Consider the following 23,495-nt stretch of genomic DNA (forward strand, 5'->3'; position numbering starts at 1 on the left):
TCTTGTTTAGTTGAATAACGAAAAATAGTAAAAATGTTAACCTTACTCAGATGTGTTCCCGGATACCATATCTAATACCACTGACACGTTCACCCCGTCAGAAATTGCTTTTTTCTTCCCTTTTCGGTCACTTTATGAAAACTGAAAAAACCTCTCAAAGTGCCTAAAATCATGGATTCTTAGATATTTTTCCGATGTAGTAGTATCACACTCTCCACGTGCCTTGAGGTGACAATAAAGATGACGTGAGTACCTAGTAATTCCCTGGTGGAAAGTATTTATCTTAAACAGTAATTAACAAACCGTCATTTTAATTATTCATGAAACTCATTAAATACTTAAATAATTCATCAGTAAGCCCATATCTCATCTGCATATTATTTTGAGAAGCATGAAATTCAAATATTGAATTTTTCATTTGCTCATCTTCTCCTATTAACTGACTTGTAATGCTTTTCCAATACTCAATACATTCTATTGCTGTTATATCCGTCTTAGATAATTTATTTTTATAGCAATACTTTAATTTAGAAATGAATTCAAACCACTCTGAACCAGCTTCTTTTTCTGAATTAAAACTACTAAGGCGATCTTTTAATTCTACAAGTTGTTCCTTGGTAAAAAATTTATCTGCTGATAAATTAATAAATGGTACAATTTCTTGAATATCTTCTAAAGATAAATTTTTATTATCTTTAATCCTTTCCTTTAATTTAAGCAACTTGCCAAAAAGTTGCTGCTTCTGAACAATTTCCTCTTGTACATTAGAAAGTTGGATTTCAATTAAACTAAGAATATCAATATCCTTAGGCTTTATGGCTACCCAGCGTGTAGACGGCAAATTGATTCTGCCGGAGGCTATCAAGGTTCTCCAACAGAAAGCGTGATGGAGGTGCAATATGAGCTATAACACTAAGAATTACACCGAACAAGGTGGAGAGAAAACTGTTATAGGCGGAACGCTTGAAATTAAGGAAGGAGCTTCGGTAACGGGGCTTCCTTCTGCACCGAATCAAGCCGCAAGTACTGCTACAAATGTTGCCGGACTCAAGGACGACCTCAACGCGCTGCTTTTGAAACTGAAGGACACAGGACTGATGAAACCCGATACATGGAATGTCTCAGTTGCTAATGTCACCACTGCTCTGAGCGAAGATATGACAGCCAATCAAGACAAAGTCGAATCCATCACTATCGAGGACAATGTCATTACAGTCACTGTTCCGGTTGACGGGCTAATTGCGTATGAAAGCTCGACCCCCGCACAAGGAACCCACAAATGGGTTGCCATCCTCATAACCACAGGACTTCCTGCCATCACGGCAGTTAAGTATAACGGTAGTCAGCTGACCTCAGCCGATGCAGATGAAGCTGCTGCTGTCGGCGGGCAGGCCGGAGATATTGTGATGTGGCTGAAGTGCGACGAAATCGTAAATCAGCCGAAGTCGTTCACTCTCTGGTCATCCGGTTATCCCGAAGCCACATTCACTGTTGTCATCGCGGAACCGGAAACAGAAGAATAAGGAAAGGACGGTGGCGGAATGACGCTGATTGAAAAAGTAAAGGCAAATCTTATTCTTGAGCATACGGCGGACGATGAACTCCTGCAGATGTACATCACCGCCGCCGTATCCTATGCCGAAAGCTATCAGCACCTTCCGGAGAAATTCTACAAGGACCATCCTATGCCGCCTACCACAGAGCAGGCCGTCATTATGCTGTCGTCCCATTTTTATGAGAGCCGGGACGGCAGCACCGGCGGCTTTTTCGCCGACAACGTTCAGGCCGGACAGCAGGTATGGAATACGGTCAACCTTCTTCTTAAACTTGACCGGGATTGGAAGGTGTGAGTATGAGTTTTGGAAAAATAAACACATTCATCGATATTATCTCAACCGACCCCACGAAGGATGCTGACGGTTTTGTTAGTCATGGTGATACTGCTCTTGCGTCAGTCAGGGCATATTTTGAGCAGAAAAACTCTACGGAAAAGTGGCGTAACATGGCGCAATCAGATGAAGTGAATGCCTTGTTCCGTCTCCGCACGATTCCAGGACTTGCTCTTCACAACCGCCATGTTATCGTCTGCGAAGGCAAACGCTACAACATATACTCGGTTGAAAATGTAAAGGGCCGAGGAATGTATCTTGAAGTATTGGCGGTGAGCGCTGATGGCTAAGGTCGATTTCAAGATGCCGGAGGAATTCCTGCTCAAAGTGTCAAGGTTGGCTGAAAAGACCGATGAGATTATACCGAAGGTTCTTGAAGCCGGTGCTGAAGTCGTATATGACAAGGTAAAAAGCAATCTTTCTTCTGTGGTCGGTAAAAACACAAAGGTTAAAAGCCGCTCCACCGGAGAACTTGAATCTGCGCTTGGTGTATCTCCGGCGAAGCAGGACAGAAACGGTAATTTCAACGTGAAAATAGGCTTTGCAGAGCCGCGCTCTGACGGCGGCAGCAATGCCAAACTTGCCAACATCCTCGAATACGGAAAACATGGACAGCCTCCGAAGCCTTTTCTGAAACCTGCCAAAAGCAGATCAAGAGGTGCTTGCATTGAGGCTATGACCAATAAGCTGGAAAGTGAGATTGAGAAGCTATGAGCATATTATCTGAACTGAACACACTGTTTGAAGCCGCAAATATCCCTGTCGAAACAGGCGTCTTCAGCGGAGTAGCTCCTGATGAATACCTGGTACTGACCCCGCTTACTGACACCTTTGCCGTTTACGGAGATAATAAGCCGCTGGCGGATGTAAGCGAAGTCAGAATCTCGCTGTTCAGTAAAAACAACTATTTGCAAAGAAAGAATCAGCTTGTGAGGATGCTCCTCCAAGCTGATTTTGTTATTACCGACCGCCGGTATATCGGACACGAGGATGACACCGGCTATCACCACTACGCCATCGATGTGGCGAAAGAATACGAAACGGAGGAAATTTAACATGGCTACAATTGGGCTTGATAAACTCTACTACGCACCAATCACCGAAGCGCCTACTACGGGTTACGAAACCTACGGCGCTCCGGTAATGCTAGCAAAGGCAATCTCAGCTGAACTATCAATCGAACTTGCGGAAGCGACACTTTGGGCGGATGACGGTGCCGCCGAAATTATCAAGGAATTCAAGAACGGCAAACTGACCCTTGGTGTGGACGACATTGGTAAAACCGTCGCCGCAAAACTGACGGGCGCGACCACAGATGAAAACGGTGTTCTTATCTCTGCTTCAGAGGATGGTGGCGAGCCTGTCGCTATTGGATTTCGAGCGAAAAAAGCGAATGGTAAGTATCGCTACTTCTGGCTTTACCGCGTCAAGTTCGGCATTCCGTCCACCAATCTTGCCACCAAGGGTGATAGTATCACCTTTTCAACGCCAAGTATTGAAGGCACTGTTTCCCGACGCAATAAACCGGACGGTAATGGTCGTCATCCATGGAAAGCGGAAGTTAACGAAGATGATGTGGATGTACTACCGGTTGTGACCAGTGATTGGTATACGGAAGTATACGAACCTGAATTTGACACGGATTTGGAGGTTTAATGCATGGATAACGAACGAAGCGCCGTTATCAAAATCGGCGACAAAGAATATGAGCTAATTTTATCCACTCGCGCCACAAAGGAAATCGCCAAACGATACGGCGGGCTGGACAACTTGGGAGAGAAGTTAATGAGGTCAGAAAACTTCGAGATGGCTCTGGATGAGATTATTTGGCTGATTACGCTACTTGCCAATCAGTCCATCCTCATCAACAACCTACACAACCAGGAAAAACCAAAAGATTTGCTGACCGAGGAAGAAGTGGAATTGCTCACCTCGCCACTTGAACTGGCGGTATATAAGTCGGCAATTACTGAGGCGATGTTTAAAGGAACGGCTCGTAACATCGAAAGCGAGGATAGTGAGTCAAAAAACGCCGAGGTCGGGTAAGCGACGATGAGTTGTTTACCCGACTTTTATATTACGGTACGGTTCATCTGAATCGCTCCGAAGAGGAAACGTGGCTTACCCCAATTGGACAATTGCTGGACCTGTGGGAATGCCATCGCCAATTCCTCGGAATGGTCAAGCCAAAGCGCGAACTGTTTATTGAAGATGTCATCCCTGATGGCATCTGATTTTTTACGGAGGGAGGTGTTTTAAGTGGCTGACAATTTTGGATTAAAAATAGGCGTCGAGGGCGAAAAGGAATTTAAAAACGCATTGCGTGATATAAACCAGTCATTCAAAGTGCTCGGTAGTGAAATGAAGCTGGTAACGAGCGAATTCGACAAACAGGACAAATCCATAGCGGCTACTGCTGCCCGTAACGAAGTCCTTAATAAAGCAATCGATGCCCAGAAGGAGAAAATCTCCACCCTTGAAGCCGCTCTTCGAAATGCATCCGAAAGCTTTGGTGAAAATGATCGCCGCACTCAAAACTGGCAGATTGCCCTCAATAATGCCAACGCAGAACTTAACAACATGGAGCGAGAATTAGAAGAATCCGCGGAAGAAGCCGACGACCTTGGTGAGGAACTTGAGGACGCTGGTGACAGCGCCGAAAAGTCTGGTGGAAAGTTCGAGAAACTGGGCGGCATCCTAAAAGGCATTGGTGTGGCAATGGGCGCTGTGGCTGTGGCTGCCGGAGCCGCTGCCATTAAACTTGGCAAAGAAGTCATATCCGCCTATGCGGACTACGAACAACTGGTCGGCGGTGTTGATACACTCTTTGGTGAAGCGTCGCAGTCTGTTCAGAAGTATGCTGAAAATGCTTTCAAGACCGCCGGTATGTCCGCCAACGAATATATGGAAACTGTCACGGGCTTTTCGGCAAGTCTTATCCAGTCCCTCGGCGGTGATACTGCAAAAGCGGCGCAGGTTGCGGACATGGCGATTACTGATATGGCGGATAATGCCAATAAAATGGGGACGGATCTGTCAGCTATTCAGACGGCCTATCAGGGTTTTGCCAAGCAAAACTATACGATGCTCGACAATCTGAAGCTGGGATATGGCGGCACAAAATCTGAAATGGAGCGACTCTTGGCTGATGCCGAAAAAATATCCGGCATTAAATACGACCTCTCTTCATTTTCCGATTTGACGGAAGCGATCCATGTCATTCAGACCGAAATGGGAATCACAGGAACGACTGCTTTGGAAGCCACGGAAACAATAGCTGGCTCTATGGCGGGGATGCAATCAGCTATAGGAAACTTGATGGCAGGTTTGGGTAATGCCAATGCTGATGTCGGACTTTTGATTGGTAATGTGGTCGAAGCGTTCCAGAACGTCGTGAAAAACATTGTTCCAGTTATTGAGAATATAGTAAGGGCATTGCCGCCTGCCCTCGACGGGATACTACAGGCAATCGGTGATTTGCTTCCGACTCTGCTCTCTACGGTAGTCGATCTTTTCACACAGGTGCTGACAACGATTTTGACGCTTTTGCCCGAACTCATCCCCGCCGCCGTGGATGCCGTTATGACCATTGTGGGTGCGCTGATTGATAACCTTCCATTACTTATTGATGCAGCGGTTCAATTAGTGGCCACTCTCGTTACAGGCATCGCCGATGCACTTCCAAAGTTGATACCGGCAGCAGTGAACGCTGTGATCACAATTGTTCAAGGCTTAATTGAAAGCCTGCCTATGATACTTGATGCCGCCCTTCAACTGATTCTCGGATTAGCACAGGGCATCCTGGATGCACTACCTCAATTGATCGCTGCTCTGCCAGCAATTATCCTCGGCATTGTAGATTTTATCATTGGGGCTATTCCGCAAATTATTGATGCTGGAATTCAACTTCTCGTGTCTTTAGTAGATGCCTTGCCTGAAATCATCACGGCAATTGTGGCGGCAATCCCACAAATCATAGAGGGATTGATTTCTGCGATCCTCGGATCTATTCCACAGCTTATTGACGCAGGGATTCAGCTGTTAGTATCGTTGGTTCAAAATCTACCGCAGATAATAACAGCTATCGTGGCGGCGATACCACAAATCATCACGTCGCTTATTACCGCAATTATCGGGAGTATTCCGCAACTTGTGGCGGCGGGCATCCAGCTTTTCGTGTCCTTGATAAAGAACCTGCCAACCATCATCGTGGAAATCGTAAAAGCTATACCCCAGATTATTACCGCCATCGTGAAAGGATTCACCGGTAACATCGGTAAAATCGTGCAAGTCGGCAGCGACCTAATCAAGGGTCTGTGGCAGGGTATTTCAAATGTCGCCGATTGGATTTGGGGTAAAATCTCCGGTTTCTTCGGAGGGATCGTCGACGGCATCAAAAACTTCTTCGGTATCCATTCTCCATCTACCTTATTTGCCGGACTTGGCGAGAACATGGGTCAAGGTATCGGTGTAGGCTTCGAACGGGCGATGGATGAAGTCGCAGAAGATATGCAGAACGCTATCCCCACCTCTTTTGATACGCCTGGCATAAATATGGGTGATGTGACAGGAAGTCATGGCGGCTTGGCGGTATCAGGTATGCCTTCGCTCATCAACATACAGCAGATGATTGTCCGCAGCGAGGATGACATCCGAAGAATATCACAGGAACTTTATAACCTGATGCAGACCGGCTCGCGGGCGCAGGGACGGTTTAGCCCGGCATAAGGAGGTGTTGGCATGGGCTTTATTTTCAACGGAATTTCATCACAAAGCATGAACGTCAAGGCTCGTCTGACCTCTTGGCAGGCTTCGCCTCCCTTGCGTAATTCCTTTGTTTCCATACCCGGCAAGCCAGGTGTGGCAGACTTTGGCAGTGATAGCGCAGAGCGGGTCATAACTGTGAGCTGTAATATTGCTCCAATGCACAATCTTGCTTCTCTGGTTGGAGTGTTAGACGGCCTTGCCGAGTGGTTAGATCCCCAAAAAGGGCTGAAACAGCTTGTGTTTGACGATGTCCCCGACCGCTATTTCACAGCGAGACTGCAGGATGCCGTGAACTGTGAACGACTTATTCGCTCGGCAGGTGCATTTGACTTAAACTTCGTCTGTCCCGACCCACATGCCTACGCTTTGACGGACGAGAGTTTTACGTTAACCCAGGAAGGTGCAAATACAGTCACGAGGAGTAAAGGAAATACAGACTCATTGCCTGTCTTCCTTTTGAAAGGCATCATTCCGTCAGGGTCATCAACCTATGTGTCGTTGAAAACAAATGACGAAGAACTTCGTGTTGTCGGGCCTTTGGCTGCCGGAGAAACCCTCATCATCGACAGCGGATTAGTTACTGCCAAGGTGGTAGACAGCACTGGCGAAACGCTCCGTAATGGTCTGCCTCTGCTTCAAGAGTTGAATTTTCCAATTCTCCGCAAAGGAACGAACATCATAACCATTACGGCAATCGGTGCGACATTTACAGAACTGCAAATACAGGCGAAGAGCCGTTGGAGGTGAGGACATGGCGGTAAAATCCATATTGACTTCTCAAACAGACTTTACGGGCGAGATTCCTGCAACCGTAAAAACATCAGCACTCTGGCGTTTCAACGAATCCACGCCGGATAGTAATACTCGCCTTGCAGACTCTTCCGCCAACGGACGGCATTTTACTGTCTCTGGATGGAGCGGCACAACCGCTTCTTTACCAAACGGCAGATTTGGGCGGTATTTCCGAATGAACATCAACAATCCGACCACAGAAAAAACGCACCTTGTCGCCACCAACGACGGTACGTTCTTTTCTGATCTCGGTGAGAAAATTGCCGTCGGCGGTTGGATTAACCCGACCACCTATTCTGTAGGGCAGAACTACATTCCGCTTTTCAATACAAGGCAAGGACCCGGTCAGCCTATTTTTTATATCTCCCTCTATCAAGGGCGGCCGCGAATGATGCTCTATAATTCATCAGGAACGCTTATCCTTGACCAAACCGAAACACCTGGATTCAACATGGTCAATGGTGGTTGGTATTTTCTCTCTGCGATCATAAATGTGACGGAAAAAACATCTCAGATAGTTCTGTGTAACCGTGCCGACGGTGTAGTTTGGACAGCCCCTTTGCGAACATTTACTGGTACATTGAATCCATCCTGTGTAGCGGATATCGTTATGGGAATGCACGCAAACCAGTATTACTACGCAGGTGGCTTGGATGAGTGGTTCTTTGAAACAGACAGCAATTTAGCTATTGATGACTTGATTCACTACTTCCGTCAAGCAATGCTTGCAAATGGAGGAGACACTTCGGGTGACGTGGATGCGTTAACTGAGCCGGGGGTTGTCACCCTACGTAAGGGAATTGGTAATCTCTACCCCGAAAGCGGCCAACTGACGACTATTGCCACCGAATGCAGCCTTGCCGGGAGCGGTCGAGTATCTGCAACAAGTGAATACACCTCGGGTGTCACGTCCATTTCACTGATAGAAACATCAACCTCAGATGATATGCAGAACTGGTCGGCATGGCAGGCAGTTAGCACAAACGGCGAACTGACCTCGCCGAATCGTTCATATATCCGCTACAGGGTAACGCTCACCACCAGCGATACAACGGTTACACCAAAGCTACTCGATATAACGCTTCATGATATCCCCAAATCTCCGTATGAGAAACTGGGGTTTGCCCGCCCTGTTATTTTGGATGAGAACGGAGCGTGGGAAACGGTTCTGGAGAATGCTTATGACATCATTGTTACGGGCGAGATCAACGGAGCGGACACCCTGGAATTCAAGTTGCCTTACAGTGACCCGAAGCGCATAATGCTCGACAACGAGAAGCAGGTACAAATTGCTGAGGATGTTTATCGTATTCGGACAATGACTGATGAAAAAGGCTCGGATGGCAATAGTATACTCACAACGGTCTATGCGGAAGCGGCATTCTATGACCTGACTTTTTCTGCAGAGAAACAACCAGTTGAATTTAACGCTGACCTGCCCGCTGTCCCGATGGCATTTGCACTTGAAGGTACAGGCTGGGAAGTCGGTACAGTAAATGTAACCACCCTGAGAACATGGACCTGCCAAGAAAAAAACGCACTCTCCATACTTCGAATGGTACAGAACATCCATGGCGGCGATTTGGTATTCCACAGTCGGGACAGACGTGTGGATTTACTGACATTCAGCGGAACAGACAGTGGAGCGCTCTTTGCCTACCGTAAAAACCTGACCGGGATTAAGCGTGTAGTCGATACCCGATCCCTTGTCACGAGGCTCTATGCTATCGGTAAGGACGGCATGACGTTCGCTGCAATCAATGGTGGCAAGGACTACGTGGAGGACTTCAGCTATTCAAGCGAGGTTCGGGTAGCTACCCTTGACTGTTCTAATTTTACAAACCCCTATCAGATGCTTGAATTTACCAATATGCGGCTTGCCGAATATGCAAAGCCCCGCGTATCCTATGTCCTATCGGCGATGGATTTGTCCGTGCTGACGGGCTATGAGCATGAGCGATGGGATTTAGGTGACATTGTAACCGTTGATGACAGGGATTTGAATCTGACCATTAAAACACGAATTGTACGCCGCCAGTACAACCTTCAAGAGCCATGGAAAACCGTACTGGAACTCTCCACCAAACTTAGAGAACTGGGCGACTCTTCCTCCTCGACGATTGCTGACCAGTTCGACCAAAGCAACCTCATTGGGCAGGAAATTAAAGATATGGTTCCCTTTAATCATTTGCGAAATTCCCGAGCCGACGACGGCTTCGCCTATTGGCAAAATAGCGGTTTTGAAGTGGATACTGAAAACGGTGTGTCCGGTACAGCTTCCTTTAAGGCAGTTGGCGTGGCGAATATGACCAAAAGTATGGCACAAACAGTTTATCCGGCATCAAGACGCAACTACACCATATCGGCGCAAATAGGATCGAATAACCTAAGCAAGAGAACGAACGGACAGGTCGGTATCGAGGTGGTATTTGAATACGAGGACGGGACAACCGAAACACGATTTATTGATTTGTATTGAGAGGACGGTGAATTTGCATGGTATCTTTTCAACAAGTGGCGCGGGATGCATCACCCAGAGGTTATGGCAGGCTGCGCTCCATCACCATTCGACTCGTTATACAGAATTGCACGGGAGAAGTATTCTTCACTGATCTAATGCTTCAAGCAGGTGTCGTTGCCACGGGCTGGGTCGGCCATGTCTGTGAAATTCAATGGACTCTCGATGGGTAGGTGGTACTTATGGTCATTAACAACTTCATCCGATTTGCAGAGGTAATTAAGCTCAAAGAGGAAAAACGAATCGTGAACGTCACCCTCCGTCCTCTCATTGCCGACTGTACTGGCGAGATTTACTATACCGACCTTCAACTTCAAGAAGGCGACAAACTGACAGGCTATACGCCCCACAACAACGTTATGCTCCGAAATAGCGGAAATACTCCTCGCTACCAAAATGCCGTGGTGCGTGGCAGTGCGACTCTTGTCCTTTTTAACACCGGAGAAACCTCAGCGGGTCTTGATTTATATATCTATCCGAAACAGCCAATGTCGGCGGGAAGCATTGAAATTTCACAGGGCATGGGTTCACATAAGTGCAAATTTACATCGGCGGTGAATGCGGGTGATGAATTTGCCTTAAAAGCTGTGGCAAGGGAATGTCTGCGAAATGGCAGTCCCACATCCAAGGATGGATTTTATCAATATACCGCAGCTTATGACAGTAAGCATCAGATTAAGCTGGAAAGTGGAAAATCGGCGAGGGTCTACCTTGAATATGTAGAAATGATGGAAGGAGATCCGCGCTTATGAGCAGGGATTATCTTAAGGGAAAGAAATGCATGGTATGGTCGTTCATGGGCAACACCCGAATGCACCAAGCCTTGAATAATTACGGAGACCGTTTTGAAGCCGTCGGCATTTTCACCTTTGAGGTGGACATATCAGGAACGATAACCGAAACAGGTACACCGATATCCAGCATGATGCCATACATCAACAAATGGCCCAAAGTGCGTTGGTTTCTTACCGTGATGAATCACGGAACAGCTTCTATATTCACTGCTCTGCGGAATAACGAAAATGGTGCAAAGACTAAGTTTCTATCTGAGTTAGTGCGGATCATGCAGAAATACCCGTGGTGCGCTGGTGTGGATATCGACTTGGAGCGCGGCGGTGGGTATGAGAACAAGGACGCAGCAAATATCCTCTTTCGCGATATATACCAAACCGTCAAAGCGTACAATCCCACAAAACTGGTCAATATCTGTTTACCCGGTATGACTGGCGTCCAAGGCTCTGTCGGCGGTGAGAACTGGTGTGTCTATGCCGATCTCGATGCGTACTGCGACACGGCAGCGATTATGTCCTACGGTATGGCTTGGGCTGGCAGTGCACCGGGTCCTGTCTCTCCGCGGGACTGGCTTGTCGGTGTGTATGATTATGCCGCAAGAGTAATGAAACCGCAAAAGATCTATATGGGTTTGCCGGGTTACGGTTGGGAGTGGCAGATATATGCAAACCCTGCAGACCTCGGCAAGACATATCGTGGCGTGTCGCTTACCTACTATGCCGCTAAAATATGGGCGGAAGGCGGGTATAACTTCACGGGTAATGCTCCTCCGCAGCCGATGATACCGTGGCTTGCCTACTGGGACGATTACGATCAGGTACCGTATATGCTCCCTCAGGTATACGATTATGCTGAGGGCGGCGATGCAACCGACCGAGAAGCCCCTATCATCGGGGAAACCTACAACCGCCGACGATACTTAACTTGCTACGGAAAAACACAAAAGGCAGAGTTTGGCACAATCTATATTGACCGGGACGGTGTGCCGGATAGTTATACAGAGGGTGTGGTTATTGGTAACGGCATGATTACGCTCTCATCAGAAACGGGTACAGCCACCTACGAATTTACCGTTCCGCAATCGGGAGTTTATGATGTTGCCGTCCGTATCTGCTTTCCGTATTGGGATAAGAACGGTATCAACATTTCACTTGACGGTTCCTCGGTCGGATTTTACGAAAGCCGCCTATGGTGGCCATATTGGAGAAGCACCTTCTGGGTGGCTCTTGCCAAAGAGCACAGCTTGTCGGCAGGAGAACACACCATCACCGTTGACGGAGGTGTGATTGGCGCACAATTATATGGCTTTCGTCTTTGCTCATCGTTTTCAGAACGGCCCTCAGCGGGTTCAGCTACCTTTGAACTCTCACCGCGCAGTTTCAAGGACGTGAACGGGAGTATGGCTGTTCCGGACAAAGGCTTCAAGCTGACCACCGAGATTCTTCGAAGAAAACCCGACTCGGCTTTAGTGTGGTATGAGGACTTCCGGGACCCCATCACACTGCAAAGCACTTACTGGACTACGCTTTCAGGCAATTGGGCAGTCTGGCGAAGCGATGAATATGCAACCGGCAGGGTTTACTCACAGCTGGAAGGTAGTGGCCAGCTTGCCTGGAGATATGACAGTTTCTCTGATGTTCATCTTCGAGCTCGGCTTGCTTTCCCTCATAACGGAAGCGGGCGCGCTGGGGTATTTATTGGCAACATCTTCTGTTGTATCAACATTGACACGCAGCAAGTGGAACTCTATCAAGGATCTGTTTTGCTCGGCAGTTATGGATCAGCTTACTCTAAAACACCCGTCTCCGATATCCGAACAAACCCCAATATGTATCTCATCGAAATGAGGAAACGCGGCAACCGCGTGAGGGTTTATTCCGGAAACAGCAACACCCTCCGCTTCACAGCCACGGTATCACCGACAAGCGGTTATTGTGGTATTCGGTCGGACAATGAAATCAAGTGTGAACTTCTGCGTTTAGGCGATGCCTGGACTTACGAGCCGTATGAAGCTTTTGATGTGACGATGCCAAACGGTACTACCGAAACTTACGGCAGGATCGCCCGGAATAACGTTACATGGGACAATGAATTCGAGGTATTTACGATTACCTCAGATGTGGAGGAATCCTCTACCAGAAGTGAGGATATCTCGATGGATTACGACTTTGTGCATTCAGCGATGCTATACATTCCCTGCAACGCTGACTATACTGCAAAATTCACACCACGTGATATCAATGTCTGGTGCTCGAGGATATTCCTCGGCGATGGGGATGGTTTTGGTATCGTCTACTACCAAGACGTAGATTCGATCGTATACTGGGCAAATGAAGCTGCATACCGATGGGGTTTGCGTGGGTTTGCCTTATGGTCACTCGGTCAGGAAGACTTGCGGCTTTGGGAGGCACTCCCGAAACAGAGTTAAAGAATAATCATTAATATCGGCATTCGCGCCTGCTTATTTTAGCAGGCGTTTTTTATGCGAAAAAACAGGAGGTAAAAGGAAAATGAAAGAGATTTGGACTTGGGTTCAGGTTGTGTTTACAGCCATTGGAGGAACCCTTGGCTGGTATTTAGGCGGATTAGACGGTTTCCTTTACGCACTCATTGCCTTTGTGGTTGTCGACTACATCACTGGTGTGCTTCGTGCAATTGTGGAGAAGAAGCTTTCCAGCCGAATCGGAGCACAGGGTATCGCCAAGAAGGTAGCGCTATTCCTTGTGGTCGGTATTGGTCATCTCATTGACACTTACCTGCTCGGCGGCACGGGAGCACCGCTTCGTACAGCGATTATCTTCTTCTACATTGCTAATGAGGGTATTTCTCTTGTTGAGAATGCCACGGCTATTGGGCTACCTGTGCCTGAAAAGTTAAAAGGTGTGCTGGCACAGCTTCATGGAAAGGACGGCGAAACGAAATGAACCTCCATAAACTCATTTTGACCAACAATGCTTGCTACAAAGCAGGCCGAACTATCACTCCTAAGGGTATCATGGTGCATTCTACCGGGGCAAATAACCCAAACCTCAAACGCTATGTGGGTCCAGATGACGGTCTGTTGGGCAAGAACCAGTATAATAACCATTGGAATCAGGATAAGCCGGATGGGCGGCAGGTCTGTGTACATGCCTTTATTGGCAAACTGGCGGATGGCAGTATCGCAACATACCAAACCCTCCCGTGGAATCATCGAGGTTGGCATGGTGGCTCCGGTTCAAAAGGCTCAGTCAACGATACTCATATCAGTTTTGAAATTTGTGAAGATGGACTGACCGATGCCGCCTACTTCAATGCTGTGTATAAAGAAGCAACTGAATTATGCGCCTATCTTTGCAAAGAGTACAAGCTCGACCCAATGGCAGATGACGTGATCATTGGGCATTACGAAGGGCATAAGCGCGGTATCGCCAGTAACCATGCCGACCCCGGGCACTGGTTTCCTAAACACGGGAAGTCAATGGATACTTTCCGTGCCGAAGTTAAAAAGTTGCTGTCAGCAATAGAAGCGCCTACCTCCACCGATCCAAAGAAACTGTACCGAGTTCAAGTCGGTGCATACTCTGTCAAAGCAAATGCTGACGCCATGCTTAAGAAAGTTAAGGCGGCAGGATTTAAGGATGCTTTCATTAAATATTCGTGATAACTATTATCATGCCCGCGGAGCATAAAAACTCTGCGGGCTTTTTTTATTTATAGGTGTATAAAACGCTCCACTTTTCTCCGTATAGCGAGGAGGTGGTTTCTCGTGTTCAATGAACAGAAACTTGAGTTAATGCGTTGCCCTATTGGCGAAGGGCAGAAAATCGATGGTGAAGTGAACTCTACTCCGCATGAGCAAATGCAGCGCGAAGTTGATTATGTGAGAGCGCAGCAAATACTCACTTCTATGCTTGAGAAAGATTTAATTACCTTGTCGGAATTCAACAAGATAACCGAATTAAATCGCAAAACTTTCTCGCCGCTATTAGCCGAGATTATGCCTTGAAATCGTTGATATAACTTCGTTTCAGAGGTAATATGTCACACTGACTAAGGAGGTGAGAATTTGAAAAAGGTAACGAAAATTGCTCAAAACACGGCCAATTTAACCGAACAGACTAAGTTGCGGGTTGCGGCCTACTGCCGTGTATCTACCGACAGCGATGAACAACTCGAAAGTCTGGATGCTCAAATAAAGCATTATGAATCCTACGTCAATGCAAATCCTGAGTGGGAGTTCGCCGGGCTCTATTATGATGAGGGCATCTCCGGAACAAAAAAGGAAAAGCGGCCTGAATTGCTTCGAATGATTGCAGACTGTGAAAACAGAAAAATAGACCTCATTGTAACGAAGTCTATCAGCAGATTTGCTCGAAATACAACCGATTGTCTTGAACTGGTCAGAAAGCTACTTGATCTTGATGTTTTCATTTATTTTGAGAAAGAAAATATCAACACCGGGTCAATGGAAAGCGAACTCATGCTGTCAATCCTGTCTGGACTGGCCGAAAGCGAATCGGTCTCCATCTCCGAGAACAACAAATGGTCGATTAAGCGCAGATTCCAAAATGGTACATATAAAATATCTTATCCGCCTTACGGCTATGACAATGTAAACGGTGAAATGGTTATCAATAAGTCTCAAGCTAAAATTGTCCGCTTCATCTTTGCCGAGATTTTGTCCGGCAAGGGTACCCACAAAATTGCTAATGAGTTGAACAGACGAAAGGTACCAACCAAAAAAGGCGGTCGTTGGACATCAACGACTATACGCGGGATGGTTAGTAATGAAAAGTACACAGGTGATGTCATTTTTCAAAAGACCTATACTGATGAGTACTTCAACCGCCATAACAACAATGGAGAAAAAGACCAATATCTAATTCGAAATCATCACGAGCCGATTATCAGTCATGAAGATTTTGAGGCCACACAGGATATTATTGATCAGCGTGGTAAGGAAAAGGGGCTGGAAAAGCAAAACACAAAGTATCAGAACCGTTATTCCTTTTCAGGCAAAATCATCTGTGGCCAGTGCGGTGGCACATTTAAACGCAGAAGTCACTCAAGCGGAAGGCATCGAATTGCTTGGTGCTGCTCCACTCATATTGCAGATATCAAGAAATGCTCTATGAAATATGTGCCGGAGTCTGATTTTGAATATGCGTTTGTTACCATGATGAACAAGCTCATTTTCGGGCATGCAGTTGTTCTAAAACAATTGTTAGTCAGTCTGCGTGGGATGAGTTCCGATGATACTTTGGAGAGCATTCAAGCGATTGACAAGAAACTCGAAGAAAATGTGGAACAGCGAAATGTTCTGGTTGGGCTGATGACCAAAAAATATCTTGAGCCTGCCGTTTACAATAAGAGCAATAACGAATTGTTGCAAGAGGCAGAACGGCTACGCCGCCAAAAAGAATCCATAACGCGATTCCTGAATAATGACTTTCAAAACCTAAGTGAGGTCAGCGCTTTGCTGCAGTATGCTACCAAAGCATCAATGCTAACGGGTTTTGACGGTGAACTGTTTAAACGTTATGTGGAGAAAGTTCTTGTTTATTCTCGTGAAGAAATCGGATTCGAACTAAAATGCGGCATTACGCTAAAAGAAAGGTTGGTGAGATAAATGAGCCATATACCATTTGGCTACCGTATTGAAAACGGAAAAGCCGTAATTGATAAAGAGGCTGCAGAGCAGATAAAAACATTGTTCCAATCTTACCTGAGCGGCGAATCCTTGGCGACAGCAGCTAAGAAAGCAGGTATTAAAGCTTTCCATTCCGGTATCGGCAGGATGCTACGAAATACCCGATACCTCGGTGATGAGTTTTATCCGCCGATTATTGACAAAGACACTTTCAACACTGCCGAGGCGGAACGAATTATGCGGGCGGAAAGACTCGGCCGTACCAAAAAGCCCAAACAAGTAAAGGAGGTCGTCTATCCTACCACCTTCCGCATGAAAGAAGGTACAGAGGAACTCGACGACCCCTTCGGGCAGGCGGAATACGCCTACAGTTTAATTGAAATGGAGGTGAACAAGAATGGCGGTCAGTAAAAATGTCACCGTAATTCCGGCAAGAAAGCATACTCGCAAGAGCAAAGACGAGGAAAAACCGAAACTCCGCGTTGCTGCTTACTGCCGTGTTTCCACAGACAGCGAGGAGCAGGCTACCAGCTATGACACACAGATTGAGCATTACACCGCCTACATACAAGGGCACCCCGACTGGATGCTGGCGGGGATTTTTGCGGACGACGGTATTTCCGGTACCAATACTAAGAAGCGTGAAGAATTCAACCGCATGATTGACGAGTGTATGGCCGGTAATATCGATATGATCATTACAAAGTCCATCAGCCGCTTTGCGCGAAACACGCTGGACTGTTTGAAGTATATCCGCCAACTAAAGGACAAGAACATTCCGGTCTATTTTGAGAAAGAAAACATAAACACCATGGATTCCAAGGGCGAGGTTATGCTCACAATTATGGCATCCCTTGCTCAACAGGAAAGCCAGTCCTTAAGTCAGAATGTGAAACTGGGTTTACAGTATCGTTACCAACAAGGTGAAATACAAGTCAACTGCGCACGGTTCCTCGGTTATACCAAGGATGAGAATAAGCGCCTTGTGGTTGTACCCGAAGAAGCCGAAATCGTAAAGCGCATTTATCGAGAATACCTTGAGGGTGCAAGTATGCTGAAGATTGCCCGGGGGTTAGAGGCCGACGGTATTCTGAACGGTGCAGGCAATGAGCGCTGGCACACCAGTAACATTAATAATATTCTACGAAACGAAAAGTACATCGGAGATGCGCTCTTGCAGAAAACCTATACGGTTGATTTTCTTACAAAGAAGCGGGTCAAGAACACCGGTATTGTTCCGCAGTACTATGTAGAAAACAGCCATGAAGCCATCATCCCGCGTGAAGTTTTCATGCAGGTGCAGGAAGAGCTTATCCGCCGCCGTATTGTGCACACAAGCCCAAACGGAAAGACCAGAACTTTCAGCAGCAACCACGTGTTTGCTCAAATAATTATCTGCGGCAAATGCGGTGAGGTTTTTCGCAGGGTACATTGGAACAACAGAGGTAAAAAGTCCATCGTCTGGCGCTGTGTCAGCCGGTTAGAAAACACCGGCCTATTCTGCGATGCCCGCACGGTACTGGAGAGCACCATCGAGCAAGTGCTAGTCACCGCCATTAATCAGACGCTTTGCGACAAAGACTCTTTCCTCACAACTCTACGGGATAACATCGCCACCGTCATAAATCGTGAAAGCGACAAGGCCTTAGCGGATATCGATAAGCGGCTGGAGGAGTTGCAAACGGAACTTCTAAAATTGGCCACTTCCAATGCGGATTATGAAAAGGTTGGCGATGAGATTCACAGCCTGCGCGATCAGAAGCAAAAGCTGCAGGTTGAAAATGCCAACCGTGATGAACTTAAAAAGCGCATTGCTGATATGAGCACATTCCTAAAGAAACAACCCACCGCTCTCACCGAATATGATGAGCAACTTGTCCGACGGCTGATTGAAAAGGTCACCATCTATGAGGACAAATTCACTGTAGAGTTTAAGTCTGGGTTGATGGTGGATGTAAATGAGTAAGCCCCAAAACGAGCAAGGCACTCTACGGAATAAACGTAGGGTGCCATGTTTTGTTTCGAAAATCAAACGCTATCGGGAAATATTGAACTAAGTTTGTGCAGCATATCGTGCTTTTTTATTTCCTGAACTGGACTATCTCTCCGGTTTTTTCTTGACTGATGATTTTGCCATTGCTATCAAAAGCATACTTATATACATAGCTTACCCCTCCTATGGAGAAAGAATTTGTCATGGGTGAAAAGAAAGAATCGGTTATGCTTTCGACATTCCACAAAAGACTACCTTCTTCACTGATTGATAGTTTTGCACCGAATGAACCTTTTACAGTATAGAATGTTTGCGGAATTCCACTTGCAGGATCGCAAACAAGCAGTGCGGCAGTGAAATTGTTTCGCATAAGTTCTGTCAGTTCAGCGTTCGGGATGTCCAAGACCGTACGATTGTATATTTCGTTTAGAACACGTGCTATATCATACCTGCCTCCTGCGTTGCTTTGTTCGGGATCGAGTTTAGGAACAGAGTTAGCACTGAGATAAATATTGCCATTGTATTCTATCATGTCGGTAATAAAATACAGATCTTTATCTGATGTATACGTAAACGAATCCTCTGCAGTACCGTCTGCTGCAATCTTCATTAGCAAATCGCCGGTATTTGAATGATTTAACTGAACGAGGAAACCGTCGCCAAGCTTTGCAGTCGCTCGAATACCATAATTTCCTACTTCGGTTTTTGTGAACCCTATGGAATTTCCGTCCATATCAAGTTTTGTGAAACAGAGATATTTCAAGTCGCCACGGCTGAAAACCGCAAGAGAATTTTCGCTGTAAACAACGGATGAAACGTATTCACTTTTAAAACCGTTTGAAGTTGTTTTATCCCATATAAGTTTTCCGTCTTTGCTTATCATCGCTATACGGCCATATGTCGTATTCGCCGATGACCACGAAGGCGTTGAGCCGAAAACTATGACGAAATCATCACTTTCGAGGTATCCTTCATGCACCATATTAGGAATGTCAACGCTCCAGGCTACTTTCCCGTCAACAGATTTTGTGAAAATGACTTTATCATATACGTCAAACTTAAGCTCATTGTCATATTTCAATACGTAATCAAATTGATATAAAGCACCTTTGGCATTGGGGTTGTGGTTAAAAAGTTTCTTGCTGCTGTTACGGTAATTCCAAAGATTTTCCAAATCTTCTGGGGTTGGATTATCTTGAAAAATCTCATATCCGCCGACACTCTTTTGTAAAACTTCAGTAGTTTTTCCGTACGAAAACGAGTTTGTGGTTATATCGCGGTAAATGCTCTTAATCTCTCCTCTTGAAAGCCCTTCTGTGGTTAAACTGTATTCATTAAAGAAAGAGATTGCTGCTTTGTATTCTTTAGCCTCCGCATATATGGTTAACCCGGAAACAGTGCTAATAAGCAGTACAAGACAGGCGGCAACTGCTACCCACTTGCTGCGCAAAAACCTGCTTGTGCTTTTTTTAGGTTTATAGTTCGTTGCTTCCTCAACAATGTCAGAATCAATATTTGATATTATCGAGTACATTTTTTCGCCCTTCATATAGAAATGCCCTCCTTTTCAAGGTAATCATGTAAATTGTTCCTGAGCCTCAGCATCATTGAAGCCAATTTGCTATAACTTATACCGAATTCTTTTGCTAATGTGTTCAGCGGTTGACCATGCCAATATCTGCGCACAAACAACACACGCTTCTCCGTATCCAAGCTACGTAACCAACAATTCAAAGCTTCTCCAATCTCATTATCACTCGATGCAACCGTCATGTCGGGTATTTCGGACATACATTCTTCGAGTTCGCTGAGCAGCATTGTCAATCCACTATATCGTTTCTGTGCTCTGCTTTTACGAAAATAATCAATAGAGATACAACGCACAATTCGACCAAGATATGCAGATAATGATGTCGGTCTATCCGGCGGGATTTGATTCCACGCAGCAAGATATGTATCGTTAAGACATTCTTCGCAATCTTCATTATTGCCAAGTACATTCATTGCAATAGTTTTTAAATAGGGATTGTACTTCTGCCGTGTTTCATTCAATGCGTTTTCAGATCTCGACCAGAAAAGCTCTATAATCTGCTTGTCATCCATATAACTCTCCTTCCCCATGTTTTAAGGCCTTCACTAGTATAGTCGTAAAACATGTACTGAATATTGCATGAATTTTTGATTTTCGTAAAATAAATCAGCCAGAATGAACCAATTCTGGCTAAATACAAAATGATAATAATATCACCTTTTGGTTTATATCCATAATTTACATTGTTGCCATAATGTAACATGTTGATAACTCTGCATCCAACCTGACCACACAACCTCAAAAACTTCCGAAAAAACATCTAACCTGACCACTCACGACCCCTGACATCTAACCCGACCACTCGCGGGGCTATGACATCTAACCTGACCACTTGACTATCAAAAACCGCTCTTATGGACTTGTTCCCGCGAAGCAAAAAAATCTCATTTTTGTTTGATGGATTTTACACCCATATGTGCTAAAAGCCTTGATATATAAGCCTTTCTCACATACTCACTCTTTTACCCTCGACATCAATGTCACGCACTCAATGTGCGTCGTTCCCGGAAACATATCCACCGGAACCGCCTTTTGAACTTTATATCCTTTTTTCGTTAAGAACATTAAGTCCCTTTCTAACGTAACAGGATTACACGAAATGTAAACCACCTTCTTCGGATTTAATGAACATAAGGAACTTAAGAACTTTTCATCACTTCCTGCTCTGGGTGGATCCATAAATACGAAATCAACTGTTTGATTCTGAGCGGCCATTTGACTCATGAATTCACCGGCATCTTTGTTATAAAAGTCAATATTAGATATATTATTTCTCTTCGCATTTAGAACGGCATCACGAACCGCATCCTTATTCATTTCTACACCAATGATCTTTTTTACATATTCACTTGCAATAATTCCAATAGTTCCGATTCCGCAATAAGCATCTATAATTGTTTCATTACCGGTAAACTCTGCATATTCAATTGCTTTATTGTACAGTACTTCTGTCTGTACCGGGTTTACCTGATAAAATGATTTGGGTGATATACGAAATACTTTGCCGCACAAAGTATCTTCTATATAGCCTTTTCCATAGATAACTTGTTCTTTTTCTCCCAATACCATACTGGTTTTTTTATTATTTACATTAATTATGATAGTTGTTATTTCCGGATGTAATTTTCGTAATGCTTTTACGAAATTATTTTTAGAAGGCATTATTGGGGAACCTAAAACTAGAACAACCATGATTTCACCACTGGTATATCCAATTCTAACTAGTACATGGCGGAGTAAACCATAACCGGTGTCTTCATCATAGGTTTTAATTTTAAAGGATTTTAACAATCCCCGGATAGAACTGATGATTTCATCTGCCTTTTTATTTTCAATCAGGCAGTTTTCTACAGGAACAACACGGTGAGTACCTGCTTCGTAAACACCGGATATAGGATTTCCCTTTCTATCATGGTCAAATACAGCATGAACTTTATTCCGATAATGATAGGGATTATCCATACCAATGATTTTGTCTACTTTGCAGAATTTACTTAGAAGACCATCTACTAGTTTTTGTTTATCCTTTAATTGCTGCTCATAACTTTGATGAAGCAATTGACAGCCTCCACACTTTTTTACAATTGGGCAAATGGATTCATTTTTCTTTCCTTTTTTGCCTTGATCATATTTTTCATTTTTATGATTTTGTTTTTTTTGGAATTTTTTCTCTATACTTTTAGCACTTCTTTCTGCATTTCTATCAGAACTTTTTATTATATTTTTCATTAATAACTTGCCTTTTTCTTTTGCTTCCGCTTTTTCACTTGCCCTTCCCATTTCTTTTTGATTCACTCCAATTTGTTTACGTGATGTAATTTTATAAGGCATCGCCCCTTTTTCTTTTCCCATGTTATGTTCCTTTCTATGTCCCTCACATTACCTTTCACTCTTGAAGGTCTATTACTTATATTTAAAATCAAATACCTTTAGTCGAATTTTCCAATATTATAGCTTTAAATCAAACTCCCTCATTATTAAATTCCGGTATGAAGCTTTCCAAAGCAGTTTCTCCTTCTTGTATAAAGCCATTTTCAACTCCGGTTTCTATTGCATAATCCACCAGTTCATCATACTCTTCCTGGGTAATTTTTCGGTTCAGTTCCGGATATTGTTCCACCTGCGGAAGGGGTGTATACTGATTCATAATGCTTATATATACAGTATCTCCGAATGTCTCATACAAATACTTAATAATGTTCTTGGAATCCTCCAAATACCCTGGTAATGTTAAATGTCTTACAATAACTCCTTTTTTCATCATTCCTAATTGGTCAAATTCAGGTTCCCCCACTTGACGGACCATTTCAGCAACGGCTTTTGAAGTTACCTCAAAATAATTACTGCAATTGGAATACTTCTTTGCAATGTCACTGGACATATACTTAAAATCCGGAAGATAAACAGAAATGGTTCCCTCTAATAATTCCAAAGTCTCAACTTTCTCATAACCGCTGCTATTATACACGATAGGCAAGGTCAATCCACTCTCTCTGGCAATGGATATTCCTTTTATAATCTGCGGAACATAATGGCTGGGGGTAACCAGATTTATATTATTGGCACCTTTCTCCTGTAATTCTAAGAAAATTTCCGATAAACGCTGTATGGTAATTTTTTTGCCAGCCCTTGCAGCCGCTATATTATTATTCTGGCAGTACACGCATCCCATAGAACAACCGGAAAAGAAAACTGTTCCCGAACCAGCTTCCCCTGATATACACGGCTCCTCCCACATATGGAGTGCAGCTCTTGCAACAACTAGTTCTTCGGTCACTTTACAGTATCCAACTTGTCCATTCCCACGATCTGCCTTACAATTTCTTGGACATAATGTGCAATTACTTAGTAAATTCATTATTCTTCTTACACCCATTTCTTATCACACCTGCATGTAAATATGCTGTTCTTGTTTTTCGAATCTCATGCTTTATTGTATTCTTTCTAAAAAACAGTGTCAAGGTAAAGTAAATAAACCTAACAATTGACAAAAAAATTCCCCATCCTGAACTTGAATAGCT

Annotated in this window: 23 protein-coding genes; 18 read left to right on the forward strand and 5 right to left on the reverse strand. The window is 44.8% G+C overall.

Annotation, left to right across the window (positions count from 1 at the left end; all coding sequences use genetic code 11):
* Positions 1-310: 310 nt before the first annotated feature.
* Positions 311-865: a MerR family transcriptional regulator gene (locus tag BM183_RS10355; protein ID WP_207650145.1), complete on the reverse strand. Its 555-nt coding sequence runs from the start codon at positions 863-865 to the stop codon at positions 311-313.
* Between the two features lie 34 nt (positions 866-899).
* Here BM183_RS10355 and BM183_RS21380 point away from each other — a divergent pair, with 34 nt between their 5' ends.
* From BM183_RS21380 to BM183_RS10450, 18 genes are all read left to right on the forward strand, one after another.
* Positions 900-1,523, forward strand: coding sequence for a hypothetical protein (locus tag BM183_RS21380; RefSeq protein WP_330392400.1), 624 nt, complete (start codon positions 900-902; stop codon positions 1,521-1,523).
* 18 nt (positions 1,524-1,541) lie between these two features.
* Positions 1,542-1,850, forward strand: a complete 309-nt coding sequence (locus BM183_RS10365; RefSeq protein ID WP_091686728.1) for a head-tail connector protein — start codon at positions 1,542-1,544, stop codon at positions 1,848-1,850.
* A 2-nt stretch (positions 1,851-1,852) separates the two neighbouring features.
* The gene (locus BM183_RS10370; protein WP_091686730.1) at positions 1,853-2,179 is read left to right on the forward strand and encodes a head-tail adaptor protein; all 327 of its coding nucleotides are present in this window, start codon (positions 1,853-1,855) and stop codon (positions 2,177-2,179) included.
* Positions 2,172-2,603, forward strand: a complete 432-nt coding sequence (locus BM183_RS10375; RefSeq protein WP_091686732.1) for an HK97-gp10 family putative phage morphogenesis protein — start codon at positions 2,172-2,174, stop codon at positions 2,601-2,603. The genes BM183_RS10370 and BM183_RS10375 overlap by 8 nt, the downstream gene beginning before the upstream one ends.
* On the forward strand, positions 2,600-2,944 hold the full coding sequence (locus BM183_RS10380; protein ID WP_091686734.1) for a hypothetical protein: 345 nt from the start codon (positions 2,600-2,602) through the stop codon (positions 2,942-2,944). The genes BM183_RS10375 and BM183_RS10380 overlap by 4 nt, the downstream gene beginning before the upstream one ends.
* A 1-nt stretch (position 2,945) precedes the next feature.
* Positions 2,946-3,545, forward strand: a complete 600-nt coding sequence (locus tag BM183_RS10385; protein WP_091686735.1) for a major tail protein — start codon at positions 2,946-2,948, stop codon at positions 3,543-3,545.
* 3 nt (positions 3,546-3,548) lie between these two features.
* Entirely contained in the window at positions 3,549-3,935 is a 387-nt protein-coding gene (locus tag BM183_RS10390; RefSeq protein ID WP_091686737.1) for a hypothetical protein, read from the forward strand.
* A gap of 213 nt (positions 3,936-4,148) precedes the next feature.
* Positions 4,149-6,617, forward strand: a complete 2,469-nt coding sequence (locus tag BM183_RS10395) for a phage tail protein (RefSeq protein WP_091686738.1) — start codon at positions 4,149-4,151, stop codon at positions 6,615-6,617.
* 12 nt (positions 6,618-6,629) lie between these two features.
* Entirely contained in the window at positions 6,630-7,403 is a 774-nt protein-coding gene (locus BM183_RS10400) for a distal tail protein Dit (RefSeq protein ID WP_091686740.1), read from the forward strand.
* A 4-nt stretch (positions 7,404-7,407) separates the two neighbouring features.
* Complete coding sequence (locus BM183_RS10405) at positions 7,408-9,927, forward strand: phage tail spike protein (RefSeq protein WP_091686742.1); 2,520 nt, start codon at positions 7,408-7,410, stop codon at positions 9,925-9,927.
* Positions 9,928-10,148: 221 nt separating this feature from the next.
* Positions 10,149-10,718, forward strand: coding sequence for a hypothetical protein (locus BM183_RS10415; protein WP_091686745.1), 570 nt, complete (start codon positions 10,149-10,151; stop codon positions 10,716-10,718).
* Positions 10,715-13,186: a glycosyl hydrolase family 18 protein gene (locus tag BM183_RS10420; protein ID WP_091686747.1), complete on the forward strand. Its 2,472-nt coding sequence runs from the start codon at positions 10,715-10,717 to the stop codon at positions 13,184-13,186. Before BM183_RS10415 ends, BM183_RS10420 begins: the two co-directional genes overlap by 4 nt.
* A gap of 82 nt (positions 13,187-13,268) precedes the next feature.
* Entirely contained in the window at positions 13,269-13,682 is a 414-nt protein-coding gene (locus tag BM183_RS10425) for a phage holin family protein (protein WP_091686748.1), read from the forward strand.
* Complete coding sequence (locus BM183_RS10430; protein ID WP_091686750.1) at positions 13,679-14,401, forward strand: N-acetylmuramoyl-L-alanine amidase; 723 nt, start codon at positions 13,679-13,681, stop codon at positions 14,399-14,401. Before BM183_RS10425 ends, BM183_RS10430 begins: the two co-directional genes overlap by 4 nt.
* Positions 14,402-14,506: 105 nt before the next feature.
* Positions 14,507-14,746 (forward strand): SHOCT domain-containing protein, encoded by a 240-nt coding sequence (locus BM183_RS10435; protein ID WP_330392401.1) that lies wholly within the window; start codon positions 14,507-14,509, stop codon positions 14,744-14,746.
* A 60-nt stretch (positions 14,747-14,806) separates the two neighbouring features.
* Positions 14,807-16,369 carry a recombinase family protein gene (locus tag BM183_RS10440; RefSeq protein ID WP_091686752.1) on the forward strand — a complete coding sequence of 521 codons (1,563 nt, stop codon included), beginning with the start codon at positions 14,807-14,809 and terminating at the stop codon, positions 16,367-16,369.
* Positions 16,370-16,801: a serine integrase family protein gene (locus tag BM183_RS10445; protein WP_091686754.1), complete on the forward strand. Its 432-nt coding sequence runs from the start codon at positions 16,370-16,372 to the stop codon at positions 16,799-16,801.
* Entirely contained in the window at positions 16,788-18,356 is a 1,569-nt protein-coding gene (locus BM183_RS10450) for a recombinase family protein (RefSeq protein WP_091686756.1), read from the forward strand. Before BM183_RS10445 ends, BM183_RS10450 begins: the two co-directional genes overlap by 14 nt.
* A 115-nt stretch (positions 18,357-18,471) precedes the next feature.
* Here BM183_RS10450 and BM183_RS10455 read toward each other — a convergent pair whose 3' ends face one another.
* The 4 genes from BM183_RS10455 to BM183_RS10470 form a co-directional block, all read right to left on the reverse strand.
* The gene (locus BM183_RS10455) at positions 18,472-19,932 is read right to left on the reverse strand and encodes a hypothetical protein (protein ID WP_091686758.1); all 1,461 of its coding nucleotides are present in this window, start codon (positions 19,930-19,932) and stop codon (positions 18,472-18,474) included.
* The gene (locus tag BM183_RS10460) at positions 19,929-20,486 is read right to left on the reverse strand and encodes an RNA polymerase sigma factor (protein ID WP_170847956.1); all 558 of its coding nucleotides are present in this window, start codon (positions 20,484-20,486) and stop codon (positions 19,929-19,931) included. The genes BM183_RS10455 and BM183_RS10460 overlap by 4 nt, the downstream gene beginning before the upstream one ends.
* A 442-nt stretch (positions 20,487-20,928) precedes the next feature.
* Positions 20,929-22,326, reverse strand: a complete 1,398-nt coding sequence (gene rlmD / locus BM183_RS10465; protein WP_242960966.1) for a 23S rRNA (uracil(1939)-C(5))-methyltransferase RlmD — start codon at positions 22,324-22,326, stop codon at positions 20,929-20,931.
* A 109-nt stretch (positions 22,327-22,435) separates the two neighbouring features.
* A complete protein-coding gene (locus BM183_RS10470; protein ID WP_091686761.1) occupies positions 22,436-23,350 on the reverse strand; it encodes a radical SAM protein in 915 nt (304 codons plus the stop codon).
* Positions 23,351-23,495 lie beyond the last annotated feature (145 nt).

It is taken from the genome of Anaerocolumna aminovalerica, assembly GCF_900115365.1.
GTDB lineage: Bacteria > Bacillota > Clostridia > Lachnospirales > Lachnospiraceae > Anaerocolumna > Anaerocolumna aminovalerica.